General features: G+C 65.8%; 20 protein-coding genes. 7 read left to right on the top strand and 13 right to left on the bottom strand.

Going from position 1 to position 17,973, the window contains the following annotated elements; genetic code table 11:
• Nucleotides 1–81 precede the first annotated feature (81 nt).
• Genes YWC_RS30105 through YWC_RS30100 form a run of 3 tightly spaced genes read right to left on the bottom strand, consistent with a single transcriptional unit; the run spans nt 82 to nt 2,612 of the window.
• Nucleotides 82–1,194 (bottom strand): COX15/CtaA family protein, encoded by a 1,113-nt coding sequence (locus tag YWC_RS30105; RefSeq protein WP_051306610.1) that lies wholly within the window; start codon nt 1,192–1,194, stop codon nt 82–84.
• 34 nt (nt 1,195–1,228) lie between these two features.
• Nucleotides 1,229–1,840, bottom strand: coding sequence for an SCO family protein (locus tag YWC_RS0120100; RefSeq protein WP_036215148.1), 612 nt, complete (start codon nt 1,838–1,840; stop codon nt 1,229–1,231).
• Nucleotides 1,827–2,612, bottom strand: coding sequence for an SURF1 family protein (locus tag YWC_RS30100; protein ID WP_051306599.1), 786 nt, complete (start codon nt 2,610–2,612; stop codon nt 1,827–1,829). Before YWC_RS30100 ends, YWC_RS0120100 begins: the two co-directional genes overlap by 14 nt.
• A gap of 33 nt (nt 2,613–2,645) precedes the next feature.
• On the opposite strand from YWC_RS30100, the gene YWC_RS0120090 reads away from it, so the two are divergent.
• A complete protein-coding gene (locus YWC_RS0120090) occupies nt 2,646–2,846 on the top strand; it encodes a twin transmembrane helix small protein (RefSeq protein WP_027867006.1) in 201 nt (66 codons plus the stop codon).
• An 80-nt stretch (nt 2,847–2,926) separates the two neighbouring features.
• Here the strand turns inward: YWC_RS0120090 and YWC_RS0120085 are convergent, their stop codons facing one another.
• The 6 genes from YWC_RS0120085 to YWC_RS0120060 form a co-directional block, all read right to left on the bottom strand.
• Nucleotides 2,927–3,784 (bottom strand): cytochrome c oxidase subunit 3, encoded by an 858-nt coding sequence (locus YWC_RS0120085; protein WP_027867005.1) that lies wholly within the window; start codon nt 3,782–3,784, stop codon nt 2,927–2,929.
• A gap of 174 nt (nt 3,785–3,958) precedes the next feature.
• Nucleotides 3,959–4,531, bottom strand: coding sequence for a cytochrome c oxidase assembly protein (locus tag YWC_RS0120080; RefSeq protein ID WP_027867004.1), 573 nt, complete (start codon nt 4,529–4,531; stop codon nt 3,959–3,961).
• 13 nt (nt 4,532–4,544) lie between these two features.
• Nucleotides 4,545–4,655, bottom strand: coding sequence for a cytochrome oxidase small assembly protein (locus tag YWC_RS33595; protein ID WP_209587845.1), 111 nt, complete (start codon nt 4,653–4,655; stop codon nt 4,545–4,547).
• A 2-nt stretch (nt 4,656–4,657) separates the two neighbouring features.
• A complete protein-coding gene (gene ctaD / locus YWC_RS0120070) occupies nt 4,658–6,253 on the bottom strand; it encodes a cytochrome c oxidase subunit I (RefSeq protein ID WP_027867003.1) in 1,596 nt (531 codons plus the stop codon).
• 40 nt (nt 6,254–6,293) lie between these two features.
• Nucleotides 6,294–7,481, bottom strand: a complete 1,188-nt coding sequence (gene coxB / locus YWC_RS0120065; RefSeq protein ID WP_027867002.1) for a cytochrome c oxidase subunit II — start codon at nt 7,479–7,481, stop codon at nt 6,294–6,296.
• Between the two features lie 348 nt (nt 7,482–7,829).
• Nucleotides 7,830–8,720, bottom strand: coding sequence for a methyltransferase domain-containing protein (locus tag YWC_RS0120060; RefSeq protein WP_051306598.1), 891 nt, complete (start codon nt 8,718–8,720; stop codon nt 7,830–7,832).
• Between the two features lie 97 nt (nt 8,721–8,817).
• Here YWC_RS0120060 and YWC_RS0120055 point away from each other — a divergent pair, with 97 nt between their 5' ends.
• From YWC_RS0120055 to YWC_RS0120035, 5 genes are all read left to right on the top strand, one after another.
• Nucleotides 8,818–9,552 (top strand): ComF family protein, encoded by a 735-nt coding sequence (locus YWC_RS0120055; protein ID WP_027867000.1) that lies wholly within the window; start codon nt 8,818–8,820, stop codon nt 9,550–9,552.
• 21 nt (nt 9,553–9,573) lie between these two features.
• Nucleotides 9,574–10,044, top strand: a complete 471-nt coding sequence (trmL, locus tag YWC_RS0120050) for a tRNA (uridine(34)/cytosine(34)/5-carboxymethylaminomethyluridine(34)-2'-O)-methyltransferase TrmL (protein WP_027866999.1) — start codon at nt 9,574–9,576, stop codon at nt 10,042–10,044.
• 164 nt (nt 10,045–10,208) lie between these two features.
• Nucleotides 10,209–10,778, top strand: coding sequence for a PEP-CTERM sorting domain-containing protein (locus tag YWC_RS0120045; protein WP_027866998.1), 570 nt, complete (start codon nt 10,209–10,211; stop codon nt 10,776–10,778).
• A 157-nt stretch (nt 10,779–10,935) separates the two neighbouring features.
• The gene (locus YWC_RS0120040) at nt 10,936–12,264 is read left to right on the top strand and encodes a TrkH family potassium uptake protein (protein ID WP_027866997.1); all 1,329 of its coding nucleotides are present in this window, start codon (nt 10,936–10,938) and stop codon (nt 12,262–12,264) included.
• Nucleotides 12,254–12,955, top strand: a complete 702-nt coding sequence (locus YWC_RS0120035) for a potassium channel family protein (RefSeq protein WP_229413147.1) — start codon at nt 12,254–12,256, stop codon at nt 12,953–12,955. Before YWC_RS0120040 ends, YWC_RS0120035 begins: the two co-directional genes overlap by 11 nt.
• 22 nt (nt 12,956–12,977) lie before the next feature.
• Here YWC_RS0120035 and YWC_RS0120030 read toward each other — a convergent pair whose 3' ends face one another.
• The 4 genes from YWC_RS0120030 to YWC_RS0120015 all read right to left on the bottom strand — a co-directional run bounded on the left by YWC_RS0120030 (nt 12,978) and on the right by YWC_RS0120015 (nt 16,522).
• Nucleotides 12,978–13,391, bottom strand: coding sequence for a YgiW/YdeI family stress tolerance OB fold protein (locus YWC_RS0120030; RefSeq protein ID WP_027866995.1), 414 nt, complete (start codon nt 13,389–13,391; stop codon nt 12,978–12,980).
• A 63-nt stretch (nt 13,392–13,454) separates the two neighbouring features.
• Nucleotides 13,455–14,816: an ATP-binding protein gene (locus YWC_RS0120025; protein WP_027866994.1), complete on the bottom strand. Its 1,362-nt coding sequence runs from the start codon at nt 14,814–14,816 to the stop codon at nt 13,455–13,457.
• Nucleotides 14,809–15,471 carry a response regulator transcription factor gene (locus YWC_RS0120020; RefSeq protein WP_027866993.1) on the bottom strand — a complete coding sequence of 221 codons (663 nt, stop codon included), beginning with the start codon at nt 15,469–15,471 and terminating at the stop codon, nt 14,809–14,811. Before YWC_RS0120020 ends, YWC_RS0120025 begins: the two co-directional genes overlap by 8 nt.
• A gap of 85 nt (nt 15,472–15,556) precedes the next feature.
• Nucleotides 15,557–16,522, bottom strand: coding sequence for a fasciclin domain-containing protein (locus tag YWC_RS0120015; RefSeq protein ID WP_027866992.1), 966 nt, complete (start codon nt 16,520–16,522; stop codon nt 15,557–15,559).
• Nucleotides 16,523–16,758: 236 nt separating this feature from the next.
• On the opposite strand from YWC_RS0120015, the gene YWC_RS0120010 reads away from it, so the two are divergent.
• On the top strand, nt 16,759–17,970 hold the full coding sequence (locus YWC_RS0120010) for an efflux RND transporter periplasmic adaptor subunit (protein WP_027866991.1): 1,212 nt from the start codon (nt 16,759–16,761) through the stop codon (nt 17,968–17,970).
• The last annotated feature ends 3 nt before the right edge of the window (nt 17,971–17,973 follow it).

The following is a 17,973-nucleotide window of genomic DNA, read 5'->3' as shown; positions in this document are numbered from 1 at the left end:
GTGGGGACTCGAACCGCGGCAGGGCCGGGGTCGCGGTCACACCGGCCAGGTCACAGCCCTCGTCGAGGCGCATGTCCCTGTTCATCCGGCGCGGTTCACTTCAAGTTGCTGATTCACCCGATAGTTTAGCATGGTCACGAGCAGGACCAGCAGGGCCGCCCCCGCGTTATGCATTACGGCAATGGCGAGCGGGAAGTCGAAGTAGACCGTGGCCACCCCGGTCAGCAGCTGGACGACCAGCACCCCGGCCAGCCATTTGGCGTGTTTTGCCAGATAGGCATGGCGCCAGGCGCGCCACACCAGCAGGCCGACGACGGCGACCACCAGGATGGCGAAGTTGCGGTGCACCCAGTGGATCGCCACCAGGGCCGAGAACGGCAGGTAGTGGCCGGCCGCCGTCTTGCCCAGCTCGCGCCACAGGTGGAAACCATGCTCGAAGTCCATCTCCGGCACCACCCGGCCGTCACACAGCGGGAATTCATCGCAGGCCAGGGTCGCGTAGTTAGTGCTCACCCACCCGCCCAGCGCGATCTGCACGGTGATGACGACCGCCGCCAGCAGCGCCAGCGTGCGGATGCCGCGCAGCGCGGCGTCGTCGCCGGCGCGTGGCGGCTTGTGCATCAGGTAGTCTTCGCGCCCGCCAAGCCAGGTCAGCAGGGCCAGCAGGCCCATGCCCAGCAGCAGGTGAATGGTCACGATCACCGGCTGCAGCTTCAGGGTGACGGTCCAGGCGCCGAAAGCGCCCTGGATGCACACGAAGATGAACAGCGCCAGCGGGATGCCCGGCTTGAAGGCCTGCATCTTCGTTTTGCGCCACTGCACGGTAGCCGTGATGAGCAGGGCCATGATGATCACGCCGATGCCCATCGCCAGGTAGCGGTGGATCATCTCGATCCAGGCCTTGACCACGGTGACCGGACCGGTCGGCATGGCCGCTTCGGCCGCCGAGATCTGCTCGTGCGCCAGGAAGGGGTTGGCCATGCCGTAGCAGCCCGGCCAGTCCGGACAGCCCAGGCCCGAGTCGGTCAGGCGGGTAAAACCGCCGAAGACGATCAGGTCGAAGGTCAGGAAGACGGCGACCCAGACCAGCTTGCGGAACTTGTTGGGGTCCGAGGACATCCAGACCATCGACAGCGGCAGGATGGCCACGAGCACGCCCATCAGGGCCAGTTGGATCAGGGAAGAAGCTTGCATCATCTATCAGGGTGCTGTATGGGATCGTGCCGTATCAGCCGACCGCGGAAGCCTTGAGCAGCTTGGCGATGTCCTTGTGTACCTTGCCCGGATCGGGATTGACGGGGAAGCGCATCATCAGGTTGCCGAGCGGGTCGATCAGGTAGATATGTTCGGACGGCTGCGTGCCCTTGTCGGCCGGCAGCCACTTGTCGACGACGTCCTTCGGCGCGCGCAGCAGGTGCATGCCGTCGTACTGGCGGATCGTCATCGTGTCGAGCGGCTGCGCGTCGGTGACGAGCCAGACGCGTTCGACGCGGTCCATGTTCTTGCCCTGCATGGTGCGCCACTGGCGCATCGCGAACAGCTGCTTCTGGCAGGCCTCCAGGCATTCGCCGCCGCCGACCTTCAGCATGATCCACTTGCCCGCGTATTGCTCCAGCTTTTCGGGGCGGCCGTCGAGCGTGGTGCTGTCCATGGCCGGGATCGGCCTGCTGCGCGGGTCGATCAGGGTGCCATAGTTGGTGCGCCCGGTCGGCTTGATGACGTAATAGGTGAGATAGGACAGGATCATCGGCGCCGCGCAGACCAGCAGCACGGCGAAAAGTTTCCAGCGGCCCGTGCGCCGGGCCTTCACTGGATCCTTGGCGGGATCAGTTGCCTGCATCACTGGTTTCTGCTTCAGGTTTTCCTGCATCGGCTTGTTTTGCTCCACTCTTTGCTCCACTTCGGAACCCTGTTATCACAAAAAATAGGATGGCCATGGCCGCCAGCGCATACCACTGGAAGGCGTAGCCGCGGTGCTTGTCGATGCCGCTCGAGGGCGAGGGCCAGACCCGCAGCAGCATGTCGTCCAGCTCGCCCGGCTGGTCCGGCCCGGTCTGCTGCACGAAGAAGGGCTGCAGCACCAGTCCGGTGGCCTTGGCCACCAGCGCCGGATCGATGTTCTGGACGATCGCCTTCGGCGCCAGCGGCGCGGCTTCGCCCAGGTCCATCACGTGTCCGGCCGAGGCCACGACGATGCCTTCGACCGTGACTGTGCCCGAAGGCGTGGTGAAGGCCGGCAGCTTGCCGTATTCCGCTTCGCGCGGCAACCAGCCGCGCATCACGAGCACATGTGTGTTTGAACCCGCGATTTTAAACGGCATGACGAGGTAGTAGCCAGGACGGCCTGCCATCGGACGGTTGGCCAGGAACAGCGGCCAGCCGGCGACGAACTCGCCGCTGACGCTGACATGCCGGTATTCGAGTTGGGCGGCGGGCGTGAGGGCGCTGCCGAGCGCCATGGGTGCTTCGGTGGCGAGGGTGGCCAGCTTTTCCTGCACGGCCAGCTTGTATGCGGCCCTGCCCTGTTGCCAGTTACCCAGCGCAATTCCTACCAGGGCAACAAGCAGTGCGGCGATGAAGGGAATGGGGCGAAAATGGAAGCGGAAGCGCATTACAATGATGCCTCAACCTTGACTGGGCCGACCATGAAACTGCTTGTTGCGATTGCCTTCATCCTAATCCTAGCCAGCCTTGCGTCGGCCCTTTTCTTCCTGATGCGCGACAAAGGCCAGAGCAACCGGACGGTGCATGCGTTGGCGCTGCGGGTCGGGCTGTCCATTACCCTGTTCCTGTGCCTGCTCGGCGCCTACAAGATGGGGTGGATTGCCCCGACCGGGATTCGCTGACGAGCTTGCTTACCGTACAAATGTAAGGTGGGCAGCAAAGCCGCCCACCCTACAAAGGCGGCAATGCCGCCTGCTTTTCTTTACAGCCAGTACACGACGACGTACAGGCCCAGCCACACCACGTCGACGAAGTGCCAGTACCAGGCCGCGCCTTCGAAGCCGAAGTGGTTGTCCGCCGTGAAGTGGCCCTTGAGCACACGGTACAGGATCACCGACAGCATGATCGCGCCCATGGTCACGTGGAAGCCGTGGAAGCCGGTCAGCATGAAGAAGGTCGAGCCGTAGATACCCGAGGTCAGCTTCAGGTTCAGGTCCGCGTAGGCGTGCATGTACTCATAGACCTGGAAGCCCATGAAGATCGCGCCCAGCAGGATGGTGGCGAACAGCCAGAACGCCGTCTTGGAGCGGTGGCCGGCGCGCAGCGCGTGGTGCGAAATGGTCAGGGTCACGCCCGACAGCAGCAGCAGCGCGGTGTTGATGGTCGGGATCGGGAACGGGCCCATGGTCTGGAACTGGTCCACCACGCCGGCCGGACCGGTGTTGCCCCAGGTCGGTGCGAAGTCCGGCCAGATGATCTTGTGGTCGAGGTCGGAGAGCCAGGGCATGCTGATCGCCCGGGCGTAGAACAGCGCGCCGAAGAAGGCGGCGAAGAACATCACTTCCGAGAAGATGAACCAGCTCATCGACCAGCGGTAGGACAGGTCGATGCGCATGCCGTACATGCCCGATTCGGATTCCTTGATGGCGTCGCCGAACCAGAAGTACAGCACCACCAGGGTGGCGGCGATGCCGGCCAGGCACACTGCCGGCCCCCAGGGGGCGCTGTTGACCCAGCCGGACGCGCCGGCCATGGTGACCAGCATCGACATGCCGGCGCACATCGGCCAGCGCGACGGGCCTGGCACGAAATAGTAGGGCGCGGTTTGTGGCGAACTCATTTTCATCTCCTCATCTACTCTTTGTGTTATCGGGTGATTCTTTTGTGTCGCTAAGAGCGCCCAACAATTCCCCCGATGGCTGCGTTGCATCGTCTCGCCGTACTAGCGTACTGTTTTCGACGATGCGCCTTGCCCTCGGGGTTTTGTTAGGCGCTCTACTCTTGTCTACTGCCCTTACTTGACTGTCGCCGCTTTCGCCGACGCCGTCTGCACCGCGCCGCCGATCTCGAAGAAGGTGTACGACAGCGTGATGTTCTTCACCTCGCGCGGCAGCGCCGGGTCGATGAAGAAGACCACCGGCATCTGGCGCGCTTCGTTGGCGGCAAGCGTCTGTTCCTGGAAGCAGAAGCATTCCACTTTCTTGAAGTGCGGCGTGACGCTATGTGGCGCATAGCTCGGGATCGCCTGCGCCTTGACCGCCCTCGCCTGCGTGTTGACCACCTCGTAGGTGACGGTGGCCAGTTCGCCGGGATGCACTTCGATGCTGCGCTGGACCGGGCGGAAGCGCCACGGTCCCTGCGCATTGCCATCCAGCTCGACGACGATCTTGCGGCTCTTGTCGATCTGGGTATTCTTGGGCGCTTCCACGAACTCGCCCTGGGTCAGCACGTTGATGCCGAGTACCTCGCAGATCTGGCGGTACACCGGCACCAGCGCGTAACCGAAGCCGAACATCAGCACCGCCACCACCACCAGCTTCATCAGGGTGGTGCGGTTCAGTTGCAGCAGCCGTTTGCTCGCGCTCATCTCGACGCTACCTTCAGCTCAGCCAGGTGAACTTGACGAACACGCTGGCGAAGAAGAACAGCGCGATCCCGCCCAGGATCAGGGCGGTACGCAGGTTGCTGGGCTTGCGTGGTTCCTGGACCATGATCACTTCACCAGCGGCGGGGTTTCGAAGGTGTGGAATGGCGCCGGGCTCGGCACGGTCCACTCCAGGCCTTCCGCGCCTTCCCACGGCTTGGCCGGGGCCTTGGCGCCGCCGCGGATGGTCGGCAGCACGACCGCGAACAGGAAGTAGACCTGCGACAGGCCGAAGCCGAAGGCGCCGATCGACACGATCATGTTGAAGTCGGTGAACTGGGTGGCGTAGTCCGCATAGCGGCGCGGCATGCCGGCCAGGCCCAGGAAGTGCATCGGGAAGAAAGTGACGTTGAACGTGATGAGCGAAGCCCAGAAGTGCACCTTGCCGCGGAATTCCGGATACATGTGGCCGGTCCACTTCGGCGCCCAGTAGTAGAAACCGGCGAACAGGGCGAACAGCGAGCCCGCCACCAGCACGTAGTGGAAGTGCGCCACCACGTAATAGGTGTCGTGCACCTGGATGTCGATCGGGGTCACCGCCAGGATCAGGCCGGTGAAGCCGCCCATGGTGAACACGAAGATGAAGCCCACCGCGAACAGCATCGGGGTCTCGAAGGTCATCGAGCCCTTCCACATGGTGGCGACCCAGTTGAACACCTTCACGCCGGTCGGCACCGCGATCAGCATGGTGGCGTACATGAAGAACAGCTGCGAGGTCACCGGCATGCCGGTGGTGAACATGTGGTGCGCCCACACGATGAAGGACAGGATCGCGATCGAGGCGGTCGCGTAGACCATCGAGGCGTAGCCGAACAGGGGTTTACGTGCGAAGGCCGGGATGATCTGCGAGACGATGCCGAAGGCCGGCAGGATCATGATGTAGACCTCCGGGTGGCCGAAGAACCAGAAGATGTGCTGGTACATCACCGGGTCGCCGCCACCGGCCGCGTTGAAGAACGAGGTGCCGAAGTGGCGGTCGGTCAGGGTCATGGTGATGGCGCCCGCCAGCACCGGCATCACGGCGATCAGCAGGTAGGCGGTGATCAGCCAGGTCCAGCAGAACATCGGCATCTTCATCAGGGTCATGCCCGGAGCGCGCATGTTCAGGATGGTGACGATGATGTTGATCGAGCCCATGATCGACGAGGCGCCCATGATGTGCATGGCGAAGATCGCCATGTCCATGCCCGGGCCCATCTGGGTCGACAGCGGTGCGTACAGGGTCCAGCCGGCCGCGGTGGCGCCGCCCGGCGACAGGAAGGAGGCGGCCAGCAGGATTGCCGCCGGCGGCAGCAGCCAGAACGAGAAGTTGTTCATGCGGGCGAAGGCCATGTCCGAGGCGCCCACCTGCAGCGGCAGCATCCAGTTGGCGAAGCCCACGAAGGCCGGCATGATCGCGCCGAACACCATCACCAGGCCGTGCATGGTGGTCAGCTGGTTGAAGAACTCGGGACGGAAGAACTGCAGGCCCGGCTCGAACAGTTCGGTGCGGATCATCAGCGCCAGCACGCCGCCCGAGAGCAGCATGATGAAGGAGAACCACAGGTACAGGGTACCGATGTCCTTGTGGTTGGTGGCGAACAGCCAGCGGCGCCAGCCGTGTGGGTGGTCGTGCGCGTGGTCGTGGCCGTGGTCGTGTGCGTGATCGATGGTGCTGGTAGTCATGTCGATTCCCTGAAGCTTAGATAGCTAACACAGTGCTGCGTTATTTGCTGCGGGCAGCCAGCACTTCCGCCGGTTGCACGATGTTTTCCGCAGCCTTGTTCGACCAGGTGTTGCGGGTATAGGTGATCACGGCGGCGATCTCGGTGTCCGACAGCTGCTTCCAGGCCGGCATCGCCGACGGGTAGGCCGGGGTGTCCTGGCCGTTGAGCAGGATGTCGATCTGGTGCGCCTTGGCGCCCAGCACGTTCGGCGAGCCGTCCAGCGGGGCGAAAGCGTTCGGCACACCCTTGCCGTTGGCCTGGTGGCAGGCCACGCAGTTGGCGGCGTAGACCTGCTCGCCGCGGGTCTTCAGTTCGTCGATGGTCCAGACCTTGTTCGGATCGTCGGCCAGGGCGGCCATGCGCTTCTTCTCGCCGGCGACCCAGGCAGTGTAATCCTCGGCCGAGACGACGCGCACGACGATCGGCATGAAGGCGTGGTCCTTGCCGCACAGCTCAACGCAGTTGCCGCGGTAGACGCCGATCTTGTCGGCCTTGAACCAGCCGTCGCGCACGAAGCCCGGGATGGCATCCTGCTTGATGGCGAAGGCCGGGATGGTCCAGGCGTGGATCACGTCGTTGGCGGTGAACACCATGCGGATCTTCTTGCCGACCGGGACGACCATCTCGTTGTCCACTTCGAGCAGGTAGTTCTCGCCCTTTTTCTCGGTGGCAGCCTGGCCCGGCAGGCCGATCTGGGCGCGCGGGGTGGCCAGGTTGGACAGGAAGGAAATGCCCTCGCCTTCGCCGTTCAGGTAGTCATAGCCCCATTTCCACTGCATGCCGGTGGCCTTGATGGTGATGTCGGCATTCGAGGTGTCCTTCAGGGCGACCACGGTCTTGGTGGCCGGCAGGGCCATGCCGATGACGATCAGGAAGGGAACGATGGTCCAGGCGATCTCGACCGCGGTCGATTCGTGGAAGGTGGCGGGCTTGTGGCCGAGCGACTTGCGGTGCTTGAACACCGAATAGAACATGACACCGAACACGCCGACGAAGATCACCAGGCAGACGATCATCATCCAGTTGTGCAGGTCGTAGATATCGGCGCCGACGCCGGTCACGGGGAGCTGCATGTTCAACTGGTGTTCCACCGGCCGGCCCGTGATTTCCGGAGCCGCCCATGCTGGGATGCCGGCCGTTGCTGCGAGGCCGAACATCCAGGCCCCAAGTCGCGATGCGTATGTCATGTTGTCCCCAACCACCCAAAATAAAAATATTTTTTAACGGTCGACAGCTCCATGAACGAACTGGCGCCGCTCCGAAACGTAATTCGCAGAACGGTTATACCAGTACCGCGAAATTGCGCTGCGGAATCGGTGGGAACCTACACGCTGGGGGCCGGTCGCTTTGTGCTACCTGCCATCAGCGGCTCTGCTGATGCTGCAATTCATTTCTCGTTGTATTTCTATTTTTGCGCCTGGATTGCTGCTTTTTTCAGCGTTTTCCTCGTCCAGACGACAAAAATAGCTACTGATTATAATCAAATCAGTAATTTTTATTCAAGGAAAATCGGGCGCTGTTCTTGCCGCAGGTTATTAAGGCTTGCGTGGCTGGAAACGCACGATCGCCTCCCCTGCCGCGGTGGTGCGCGGGGCCGGGAGGAAAGCGTGGCCATAGATGACTTCGAAAGTCAGGCCGAGCTTGCCGTCGGGGCGGCGCTGGGCCTCGAAGGCGTCGAGCATGCGCCGCCACGCCGCCCGCCCGACCAGGCCGCGCCGACGTGTATCGAGCGGGTTGCCGCCGAAGGCGCGCACGTCGCGCAGCAGGCTCTCTGCAGTGTCGTAGGTGACGGTGATGCGCTCCATGTCCATGACCGGGGTGGAAAACCCCGCCTCCACCAATTGGTCGCCGAAGTCGTGCATGTCGACGAAAGGCAGCGTGTGCGGCGTTTCGTCCATGGCGGCAAAGGCGCTGCGCAGCTCGGCGAAGGTGTCCGGGCCGAAATTCGAGAACATCAGGAGGCCGTCCACCCGCAACACCCGCCGCCATTCCGCGAACGCGCGGTCAGGCTGCGGATGCCAGTGCAGCGCCAGGTTCGACCACAGCAGGTCGAGCGAGTTCGTCCCGAAAGGGAGGTTGCCGAAGTCACCGCAAACGATGTCCACGCCGGCCTTGGCCGGCAGCAAACGGCTGAGCATCTGGTTCAGCGAGCGGGTGGCCGGCGCGGGCGCTTTCGCGGCCGTGGCCATGGCCGGGGTGGCGTCGATGCCGAGGATCTGGGCGGCCGGATAGGTCTTCTGCAGCAGCGCCAGGTCGGCGCCTGTGCCACAGCCGGCATCGAGCACCTGCTTCGGCGCGATCTTCACGAGTTGCAGGCGCTCGTGCATGCGCTGGGCGATCTCGCGGCGCAGGAAATCGGAAGCCTGGATGCGGCCGGGCTGGGCGAACAGGGTACGGACGCGCTCGAGGTCGATTGGCGCGCTCATGCGGGAAGGTTGCGGTAAAGCCATGGTGGTGAAGCGCTCAGTGCGATAACTTGGTGAGATAATGGCGGAGTGTACATGCTCCTGTGGATTCGAGTAGATGCCCCTGCTTTTCCACTCCCTGCTGCCGCGTGTCCTTCATGCGCTGTTGCCGTCCAGCTGCGTGCTGTGCGGCGGCCTGGGAGAGCAAGCGGTCTGCCCAGCCTGCACGCAGGCACATGCGAGGGACCTCCACACGCGCTGCCCCTGCTGCGCGAACCCGGTCGGCAACGCCGACGGCATCCGCCGCTGCGGCGCCTGCCTGGCCGATGCGCCGGCCTTCGACGCCACCGTGACGGCCTGCGACTATGGCACGCCGGTCGACGGGCTGGTGCTGCAGCTGAAATTCGCCAGCCGGCTGGCGCTGGCGCCGTGGATGGCGGGCCGCCTGCGCGAGGCCGTGCTGGCACGCAGTCCGGACCTGCGCGACCTGCCGGCGCTGCTGTGCCCGGTGCCGCTCGGACCGCGCCGCCTGGTCGAGCGCGGCTACAACCAGGCGCTCGAGCTGGCCCGGCCGCTGTCTGGCGCCCTGGCCATTCCCTTGGCGCCGCGGCTGCTGGAACGGCAGGTGGAGACGGCCGCGCAGTCGGGCGTGGCGCCGGGCGAGCGCCGCCGCAACGTGCGCGGCGCCTTCGTCCTGGCCGAAGGCCATCCGGTCCTGGAAGGCGTGCACGTCGGCGTGGTCGACGACGTCATGACCAGCGGCCACACACTCGATGAACTGGCCGGCGTGCTCAAGCGCGCCGGTGCGGCACGCGTTACCAACCTGGTGTTCGCGCGCACGCCGCCCCACTGATAGAAACTGAAGGAGAACATGTTGTTTCACGTCGTCCTGGTCGAACCGGAAATCCCGCCGAATACCGGCAACGTCATTCGCCTGTGCGCCAACACCGGCGTCCAGCTGCACCTGATCGAGCCGCTCGGCTTCCCGCTCGACGATGCCAAGATGCGCCGCGCAGGCCTGGACTACCACGACTACGCCACCATGAAGGTGCACAAGAACTGGGACGCCTTCCTGCTTGACGTGAAACCGGATCCTTCGCGCATGTTCGCGCTGACCACCCACGGCTCCTCGCCCTTCGCCGATGCCGGCTTCCAGCCGGGTGACGTGTTCGTGTTCGGCGCCGAGTCGCGCGGCCTCGACCCGGCCCTGCGCGAGACCTTCGCCCCAAGCCAGCGCATCCGCCTGCCGATGATGCCGGACAACCGCAGCCTCAACCTGTCCAACACGGTCGCGGTAGTCGTCTACGAGGCCTGGCGCCAGAACGGCTACGCCGGCGGCGCCTGAGAATCGACCTCGAGCATTCTCAATGGCAATGTTACTTATTGTCGCGAAGTTACGACACAATGTAGAAATATCTACAATCTAACGCGACAGTATTTGGCGAACAGGAGTACGCTGGCCACGTGGCGTTGTCGAACGGCGCCCCCTGTTTTTGCTTGAGGTTTCAAATGAAGAAGTTACTTTCCACCGGTGCCCTGCTCCTGTGCGGCACTGCCGCCTACGCGGACGTTGCCCACGCGGCCCCCGGCGACACCATTTCCTGGGGCTTTTCCTTCAGCGGTTTCTACGACAGCGTGTCGAACAGCTTCCTGCCCGAGGAAGTCATCTCCGGCTCGTTCAAGGGCCATGACCTGAACAGCAATGGCCTGCTGGAAAAAGACGAGCTGCTGGCCCTGGTCGTCGGCGAACTCGACTACGTCGCCTGCGCCGCCACCAGCAACCCGTTCTACCAGTGCGGCGCCACCAGTTTTTCCTTTTCCCAGGATGCCGGCCTGCACTTCAGCGTCGGCAGCTACGGCCAGGATCCCGAAGGCTGGGTCGGCGGCGGGCGCCTGATCACCACCGGCGACCAGCACTACGCCTACGAATTCAATCCCAGCATGACCCAGGAGCGCCACCTGTACTGGACCAGCGACACCCAGCTGACCATGATGTCGCAGGCGCCGGAACCATCGACCTGGGCGATGCTGGCGGCCGGCCTGGCCGGGCTGACCTGGCGCGCACGGCGCCGCCGATAGCGGCATGGCCGCAGTTTTGCGGCGTCACCCCCGCTCCATGTGTTAGGGTTCGGGTGATTCAAGGCAATGAGTGCCGCCGACAAGCGGCCAGGCCTCACGACACCATGGACTTTCGAACCCTTTACGCCCTGCTGCGCGCATCGAGCCGGATGCGCGCATGAAGACACTCATCCATCCCGCACGGGCCGTCGCCCTGGGCTTCCTGCTGGCCATCGTGGCCGGCACGCTGCTGCTCATGCTGCCGGCGGCGCGCGCCAACGGCTTGCCGGCGCCGCCGCTGGTCGCGCTGTTCACGTCGGTCTCGGCGGTATGCGTAACCGGCATGGCCATCGTCGACACGGGCAGCTACTGGTCCGGCTTCGGACAGGCCGTGATCATGTTCCTGTTCCAGCTCGGCGGCTTCGGCCTGATGACCGCCGCCACCCTGCTGGGCCTGATGGTCAACCGTTCGCCCAGGCTGCGCACCCGCATGATGACGCAGACCGAGACCCGCCTGCTTGGACTCGGCGACATCACGAGCGTGGCGAAGATCGTGTTCAAGGTCGCCCTGATCTGCCAGCTGCTGCTGTTCGTGGTCCTGATGCTCAGGCTGCACCTCGGCCATGGCCTGGATTGGGGCGATGCTGCCTGGAGCGGGCTGTTCCATGCCGCCTCGGCCTTCAACAATGCCGGTTTCTCGACCCATGCGGACAGCCTGGTGCGCTACGCCGGCGACGCCCTGGTACTGGGGCCGATCATGATCGCCATCGTTATCGGCGGCATCGGCTTCCCGGTGCTGCACGACCTGCGCCACCGCTGGCGCGACCCGCGCCACTGGTCGCTGCACACCAAGCTGACGCTGACCGGCTCGCTCATCCTGGTGTTGGGCGGCTTCCTGGCGATTGTTGTATTGGAATGGAACAATGTGCGAACCATCGGGCCATTTTCCCTGTTCGACAAGCTATTGAACAGCATGTTCATGTCGGTCGCGGCGCGCACCGCTGGCTTCAATGCGGTCGACATCGGCGCCCTCACCCCGGAAACCTGGGCCGTGCACTACTTCCTGATGTTCATCGGCGGCGGCAGCGGCGGCACCGCGGGCGGCGTCAAGGTCGGCACCATCGCCATCCTGGCCCTGTTGGTGATCGCCGAAGCGAAGGGACATACCGATACCGAAGCCTTCGGGCGCCGCGTCGGCGCCTCGGCCCAGCGCCAGGCGATCACGGTGCTGGTCCTGGGCTCCATCATCGTCGCGGTGGGCACGGTGATCCTGCTGCGCATCACCCACTTCCCGACCGACCAGATCATCTTCGAGGTCATCGCCGCCTTCGGCAGCGCGGGACTGTCGACCGGCATCACCCACCAGCTGCCGCCGAGCGGCCAGCTGCTGCTCGCCGTGCTGATGTTCATCGGCCGGGTCGGCACCATCACGCTCGCCACTTCGCTCGTATTGGGCGAACGGCGCATGCCTTATCGTTATCCGGAGGAACATCCAATTGTTGGGTAGGATTTTTACAGAGCAGTTTGCCTTTTCGGCGAGCGACAGTGTCGTCGTCATCGGCCTGGGGCGCTTCGGCGGCGCCGTCGCCCAGTCCCTGATGCGCCTGGGTCACGACGTGATGGGCATCGACAACCGCGAAGACCTGGTCCAGTTCTGGGGCGACCGCCTCACCCACGCGGTGCAGGCCGATTCCACCAACGAGAGCATCATGCTCCAGCTGGGCGTGGCCGACTTTTCCCACGCCATCGTGGCGATCGGCTCGAACCTGTCCGCCAGCCTGATGACGCTGATGGTGCTGACCGAGCTCGGCATCAAGGACATCTGGGTCAAGGCCCAGACGCCGGAGCACGGCCAGATCGCGCAGCGCATCGGCGCCCACCACGTGATCTTCCCGGAAGCGGACATGGGCGCGCGCGTGGCCCACCTGATCACCGGACGCATGATGGACTTCATCGAGTTCGAGGACGGCTTCGCCATCGCCAAGATCCATGCGCCGCTCGACACCCACCACCAGACTCTGGCCGAGTCGCATGTGCGCTCGCGCCACGGCGTCACGGTGGTTGGCGTCAAGCGCGCCAACGAGGACTTCCAGCATGCGCAGCCGGAAACCCGCATCCTGCCGAACGACCTCCTGATCGTGTCCGGCCCGACCAAGAAGATCGAGGTGTTCGCCAGCAGTGGGCGCAAGCGCAAGTAGGCTGTTGGAGCGTTAGGCGCTCTTATTTGCCTACGACCTTGATCTGCTTAACCTCGAAAGTCGATTCGCCAAAGGTCTCCTTGTCGAATTCGCCGCTCAGCTCGACCACGGTGTTCTGGTCGATGCTGACGCCCGCCGGGAAATGTTCGGGCTCGATCTCGACGGTGATCTTGCCGCTCTGGTCAGCGAATTCGTAGTCGTCCCCGCCCTTGTGGCTGAGCAGCTTGCCCTGCAGGCGCGCGTGCTGGTCGTCCTTGCCCTTGTCGAGCAGTTCCTTGGCGGTCGTCAAGGGGACGCTCGACGGCCCGGTGTAGCCGGAAGTCGCAGCCGCGGCCGGCTTGGCGGACGGCCCGGTATAGCCGGCCGGCTGGCCGATGGCGAAGGCCGATGCGGCCAGCAGGGTTGTAATAGCGGAAATCTGGACAATGCGTTTCATGTTGGCTCCTGGTGTAAATGATGGGACACAGGTGCATTACACCGGGCGGACATTAAACCGATCTTAAGAACCGGGCGCCGGCCAGTCGAGCGTCACACCCAGCCCGCGCCCGCCCAGCCCCGGCCCGAAGGCGAGCTTGACGCCATGCAGGTCGGCGATGCGCTGGACGATCGACAGGCCAAGCCCGCTGCCGCCCTCCTCCTGCCCCAGCACGCGGAAGAAGCGTTCGGTCAACCGCGCCCTGCTGGCGGCGTCGACCCCGGGGCCGTCGTCGCGCACGGCGATCCGGTCGCGGCCCGCATGGCGCAGGGCCTCGACCTCGACCCGGCTGCCGGCCGGGCAATAGCGCAGCGCGTTGCCGACCAGGTTGCGCAGCACGATCTCCAGCATCTGCGGGTCGCCCTCTACCTGATCGATCGCGCTGTGCAAGGCGAGGTCGATACCGCGCCGCGCCGCCTCGGGGGCATATTCGGCGTGCAGCGCCGCGAACAGGGGCGGCAGCGCCACCGCCTGGCTCGCCAGCTGGGTGCGCGCCAGCGGGTCCAGGCGCGCCAGCGCCAGCAGGCTGTCGACCAGCGCGGTCAGGCGCCCGATGTCCTGGCGCAGCTTGTGGAAAGACTCCGCCAGGCCGGGATGCTGGCGTTGCAGCAGCTGCACGTGCATGTGCAGGCCCGCCAGCGGCGTGCGCAGTTCGTGGGCCGCATCGGCCGTGAAGCGGCGCTCGGCCTGCAAGGCCTGGTCGAGGCGCCCCAGCACCTCGTTCAGGGCGCCCACGATCGGCAGCAGTTCGCGCGGCTGGCCATCGAGCGCCACCCGCGCCAGGTCGCTCGGGGTCTTGGCGGCGATGCTGGCCGCGGTGCGGCGCAGCGGCGCCAGCACGCGCCCGGTCAGCCACCAGCACACCAGTCCCAGGAGCAGGAGGATGCCGAGCGCCGGCAGCCACAGGGCCTCGGCCAGGTCTTCCAGGATCTCGAAGCGCTTGTCGGCGCGCTGGCCGACCTGCACCTCGAAGCGCCGCACCCCGTCGCGCACCACGAACACGCGCCAGTCGTCGCCATCCACCCGCAGGTCGGTAAAACCATGCTCGTCGCCGAAGCCGCCCACGAAGGGATGCGCCGGGGCGCCGGCGCTGCGCTGCACGACCCGGCCGCCGGCCACCACCTGGTATTGCATGTCGACCCGGCGCACCCCGTCCCCCTCCATCGGCGGCAAGGGAGCCAGCAGGCCGCGCGCATCGAGGTCGGTGGTGGCCGCCATCAGCATATAGGCCGATTCTTCGAGCGCATCGTCGAACACCTCGCCGGTTTCCTGCCAGGCGATCGCGGTCAGGGTCCCGAGGCCGGCCAGCCACAGCACGCTGCTGGCGGCGAGGATGGCCGCCAGCAGGCGCCGGCGCAGCGACCAGGGCCCGGCAGGCTTACGCATGTTCTTTCAGCCGGTAGCCAAGGCCGCGCACCGTGACGATGCTGTCGCTGCCGAATTTCTTGCGCAGGTTGTGGATGTAGACCTCGATGGCATTGCTCTCGACTTCCTCGCCCCAGCCGTACAGGCTTTCCTCGATCTGGGCGCGGGTGACGATGCCGTTCCTGCGCTGCAGGAGCGCGAGCAGCACATGGTATTCGCGCGCCGTCAGCGCCACCGGCTGGCCATGCAGGCTGGCCTGGCGGGTCTCCAGGTCGAGCGCGATACCAGCGTGCGCCAGCAGGTTGCTGGCCTGGCTGGCGCCGCGCCGCACCGCCGCCCGGATGCGCGCCGACATTTCTTCCAGCTCGAAGGGCTTGACCAGGTAGTCGTCGGCGCCCAGGTCCAGGCCCTCGACCCGGTCGGACAGCGCATTGAAGGCGGTGATCAGGATCACCGGCACGGTGTCGCCGGCGGCGCGCAGGCTTGCGAGCAAGTCGTCACCCGACAAGCCGGGCAGCCCGCGGTCGAGCAGCACGCAGTCGTAGCGGTGGGTCGCGAGCGCGGTGCGGGCCGAGTCGCCGCGGCGGACCCAGTCGACCGCGTGTCCGTCGAGCCGCAGCCAGGCCTGGATGGTGTCGCCGAGCGAACTGTCGTCTTCGGCCAGCAGGATGCGCATGAGTGCTCTCTATCCGTGTCGATACCCGACATCTTGCCACGGATGGCGGGGCGCCATGCGCACGGCGCCCCGCCGAATGCCGCGCTTACAGGGTCGGGATCAAGACCTTGTCGACCACGTGGATCACGCCGTTGCTGGCCCTGACGTCGACCGCGGTGATGCGCGCCGGGGCCGCGGTGGTGTCGCGGATGGTCGGCGGCGTGCCCGCCGAGATCACGATGTTCTGGCCGGCGACCGTGGCGACCGGCGTGCCGAACGGGATCTGCGTCGACAGCACCTGGCCCGACACCACGTGATAGGTCAGGACGGTACGCAGCTGGGCCGCAGTCAAGCCTTGCGGCGCGGCCGCGAACGCGGTATTGGTCGGTGCGAACACCGTGAACGGGCCGGCGCCGGCAAGCGTACCCTGCAGGTTGCTCGCGACCACGGCACTGACGAGCGAGCTGAAGACCGGATTGGCCTGGGCCATCTGCACGATGTTCAGCACGCCGGGCGGCACCAGCACCTTGTCGACCACGTGGATCACGCCGTTGCTGGCGCCGACGTCGGGAGTGGTGACGGTGGCGCTGGTCAGGGCGGCGTCGGTGATCTTCACGCCGCTGCTGAAGTCGAGGTTCAGGCGGCTCGGCGCGCCGGCATAGGAATACGCGGTCTGCTGGGTGGCGCCGCCCGCGGCCAGGTCGGACGAGGCCTTGCGGCTGGTCAGCACGTGATAATTCAGGATGTTCTGCAGCGCGCTGGCCGGCAGGGCATCGACCATTGCCGTCGCGCTGGCGAAGCCGAGCCGGGTGGCCAGGTCGCCGAAGGCGCGGTCGGTCGGCGCAAACACGGTCAGCTGGGCATTGGGGTCGGCCAGCGTGGTGGCGACGCCGGCCTTGCTCGATGCCGCCAGCAGCGCGGTGAAGCCCTGCTCGCGCGCGACGTCGGCAATGTTCTTCTGCATCGGAACTAGCGCCATATCGTCATCGTCGTCGCTGCTGCCGCATCCGGCCAGGCTGCCCGCGAAAGCAAAGACCACCAAGCCATATTTGAGGAAACCTTGCAGTGTCATGTCAGTTCTCCGGTTAAGTGATACATCCTGAATAAGTTGTATGCGCAAGCGGTTCACTATGATGTTTCTTCCTTAAATATAGGTTCACAATCGCGACGCACGCTTGAAAATTTGCTTAAAACCGGGTCAGCGAAGGGACATGGCTTGTCTATACCGGCTTATCTGGATGGGCTGCCGCCCCGCCCCGCGGTCCTTCGTTTAGAATGAAGCTCATCAATTCCAACAAAAAGAATGCCGTGAAACGACGTCGACTGCTCGTCATTGCCTCCGTCCTGATCCTGGCTGCGCTGGCCTGGTGGCTGCTCCACGGCATGCGCGGGCCGGAGCTGGCCGCCTACCAGTTGCGCGAGCGGCCCATGGTGCAGACCGTGGTGGCCACCGGCCGGGTGGCGGCGGTCTCGCGCGCCCAGGTCGGCAGTCCGCTGACGGCGGTGGTGCTGGAACGGCGCGTGCGCGAAGGCGACGCGGTGCGGCCGGGCGACGTGCTGGCGATCCTGCGCGCCGACGACCTCGAGGCGGCGGTGCGCGAAGCCGAGGCCGAGCTGGCCCAGCTGCAGCAGTCGACCCGGCCGCAGGCCCAGGCCAGCCTGCGCGAAGCCGAGGCGCGACTGGCCCAGGCCAGCCGTGAAGCGGCGCGCCGGCGCGACCTGTTCCAGCGCCAGATGATCACGCGCGAGGCCATGGAACAGGCGGCGCAGGCCGAAACCGTGGCCCGCATCGCGGCCGAGCAGGCGCGCCTCGCCGCGCGTGCGCTGGTGCCGGGCAATCCCGGCGAACAGGCGGCGCGCGCGCGGCTCGCCAATGCCAGGGCGCAGCTGGCCAAAACCACCATCCGCGCCGAAGTCGCCGGCACGGTCCTGACCCGCAACGCCGAGCCGGGCGACCTGGTGCAGCCGGGCCGCATCCTGTTCGAGATCGCGCGCGCGGGAGACACCGAGATCCTGGTGCCGGTGGACGAGAAGAACCTCGAAGTGCTGGCCGTCGGCCAGGGCGCGGTCTGCGTCGCCGACGCCTATCCGCTGCAGCCCTTCGGGGCCCGGGTCGATTTCATCGCCCCCGCCGTCGATCCCCAGCGCGGCACCGTGGACCTGCGCCTCGCCGTCGATCCGGCGCCCGCCTTCCTGCGCCAGGACATGACCGTCTCGGTGAACGTGGAAACCGGCCGGCGCGAGCGCGCCATCGTGGTCCCGAACGACGCCCTGCTTGCGGTGCAGGGCCGGCAGGCCGAGACCTGGGTGGTGGCGGACGGCCGGGCCGAGCGGCGCCGCATCCAGCTCGGCCTGCGCGGCCTGGTCCAGACCGAGGTCACGGCCGGCCTGCGCGCCGGCGACTGGGTGCTGGCGGATCCGCCCGCCACCCTGCGCGCTGGAGACCGGGTACGGCCGGCGCCGGCCGCGATGCCGGCCGACTCGGCCACCCGCAGGGAACTGCCGGCCAGGCTGGACTGACCC

It is taken from the genome of Massilia alkalitolerans DSM 17462 (genome assembly GCF_000427785.1).
In the GTDB taxonomy this organism is placed as follows: domain Bacteria; phylum Pseudomonadota; class Gammaproteobacteria; order Burkholderiales; family Burkholderiaceae_D; genus Telluria; species Telluria alkalitolerans.
Note: the sequence above shows the minus strand (reverse complement) of the source record. Positions and strands in the feature narration are given on the sequence as shown.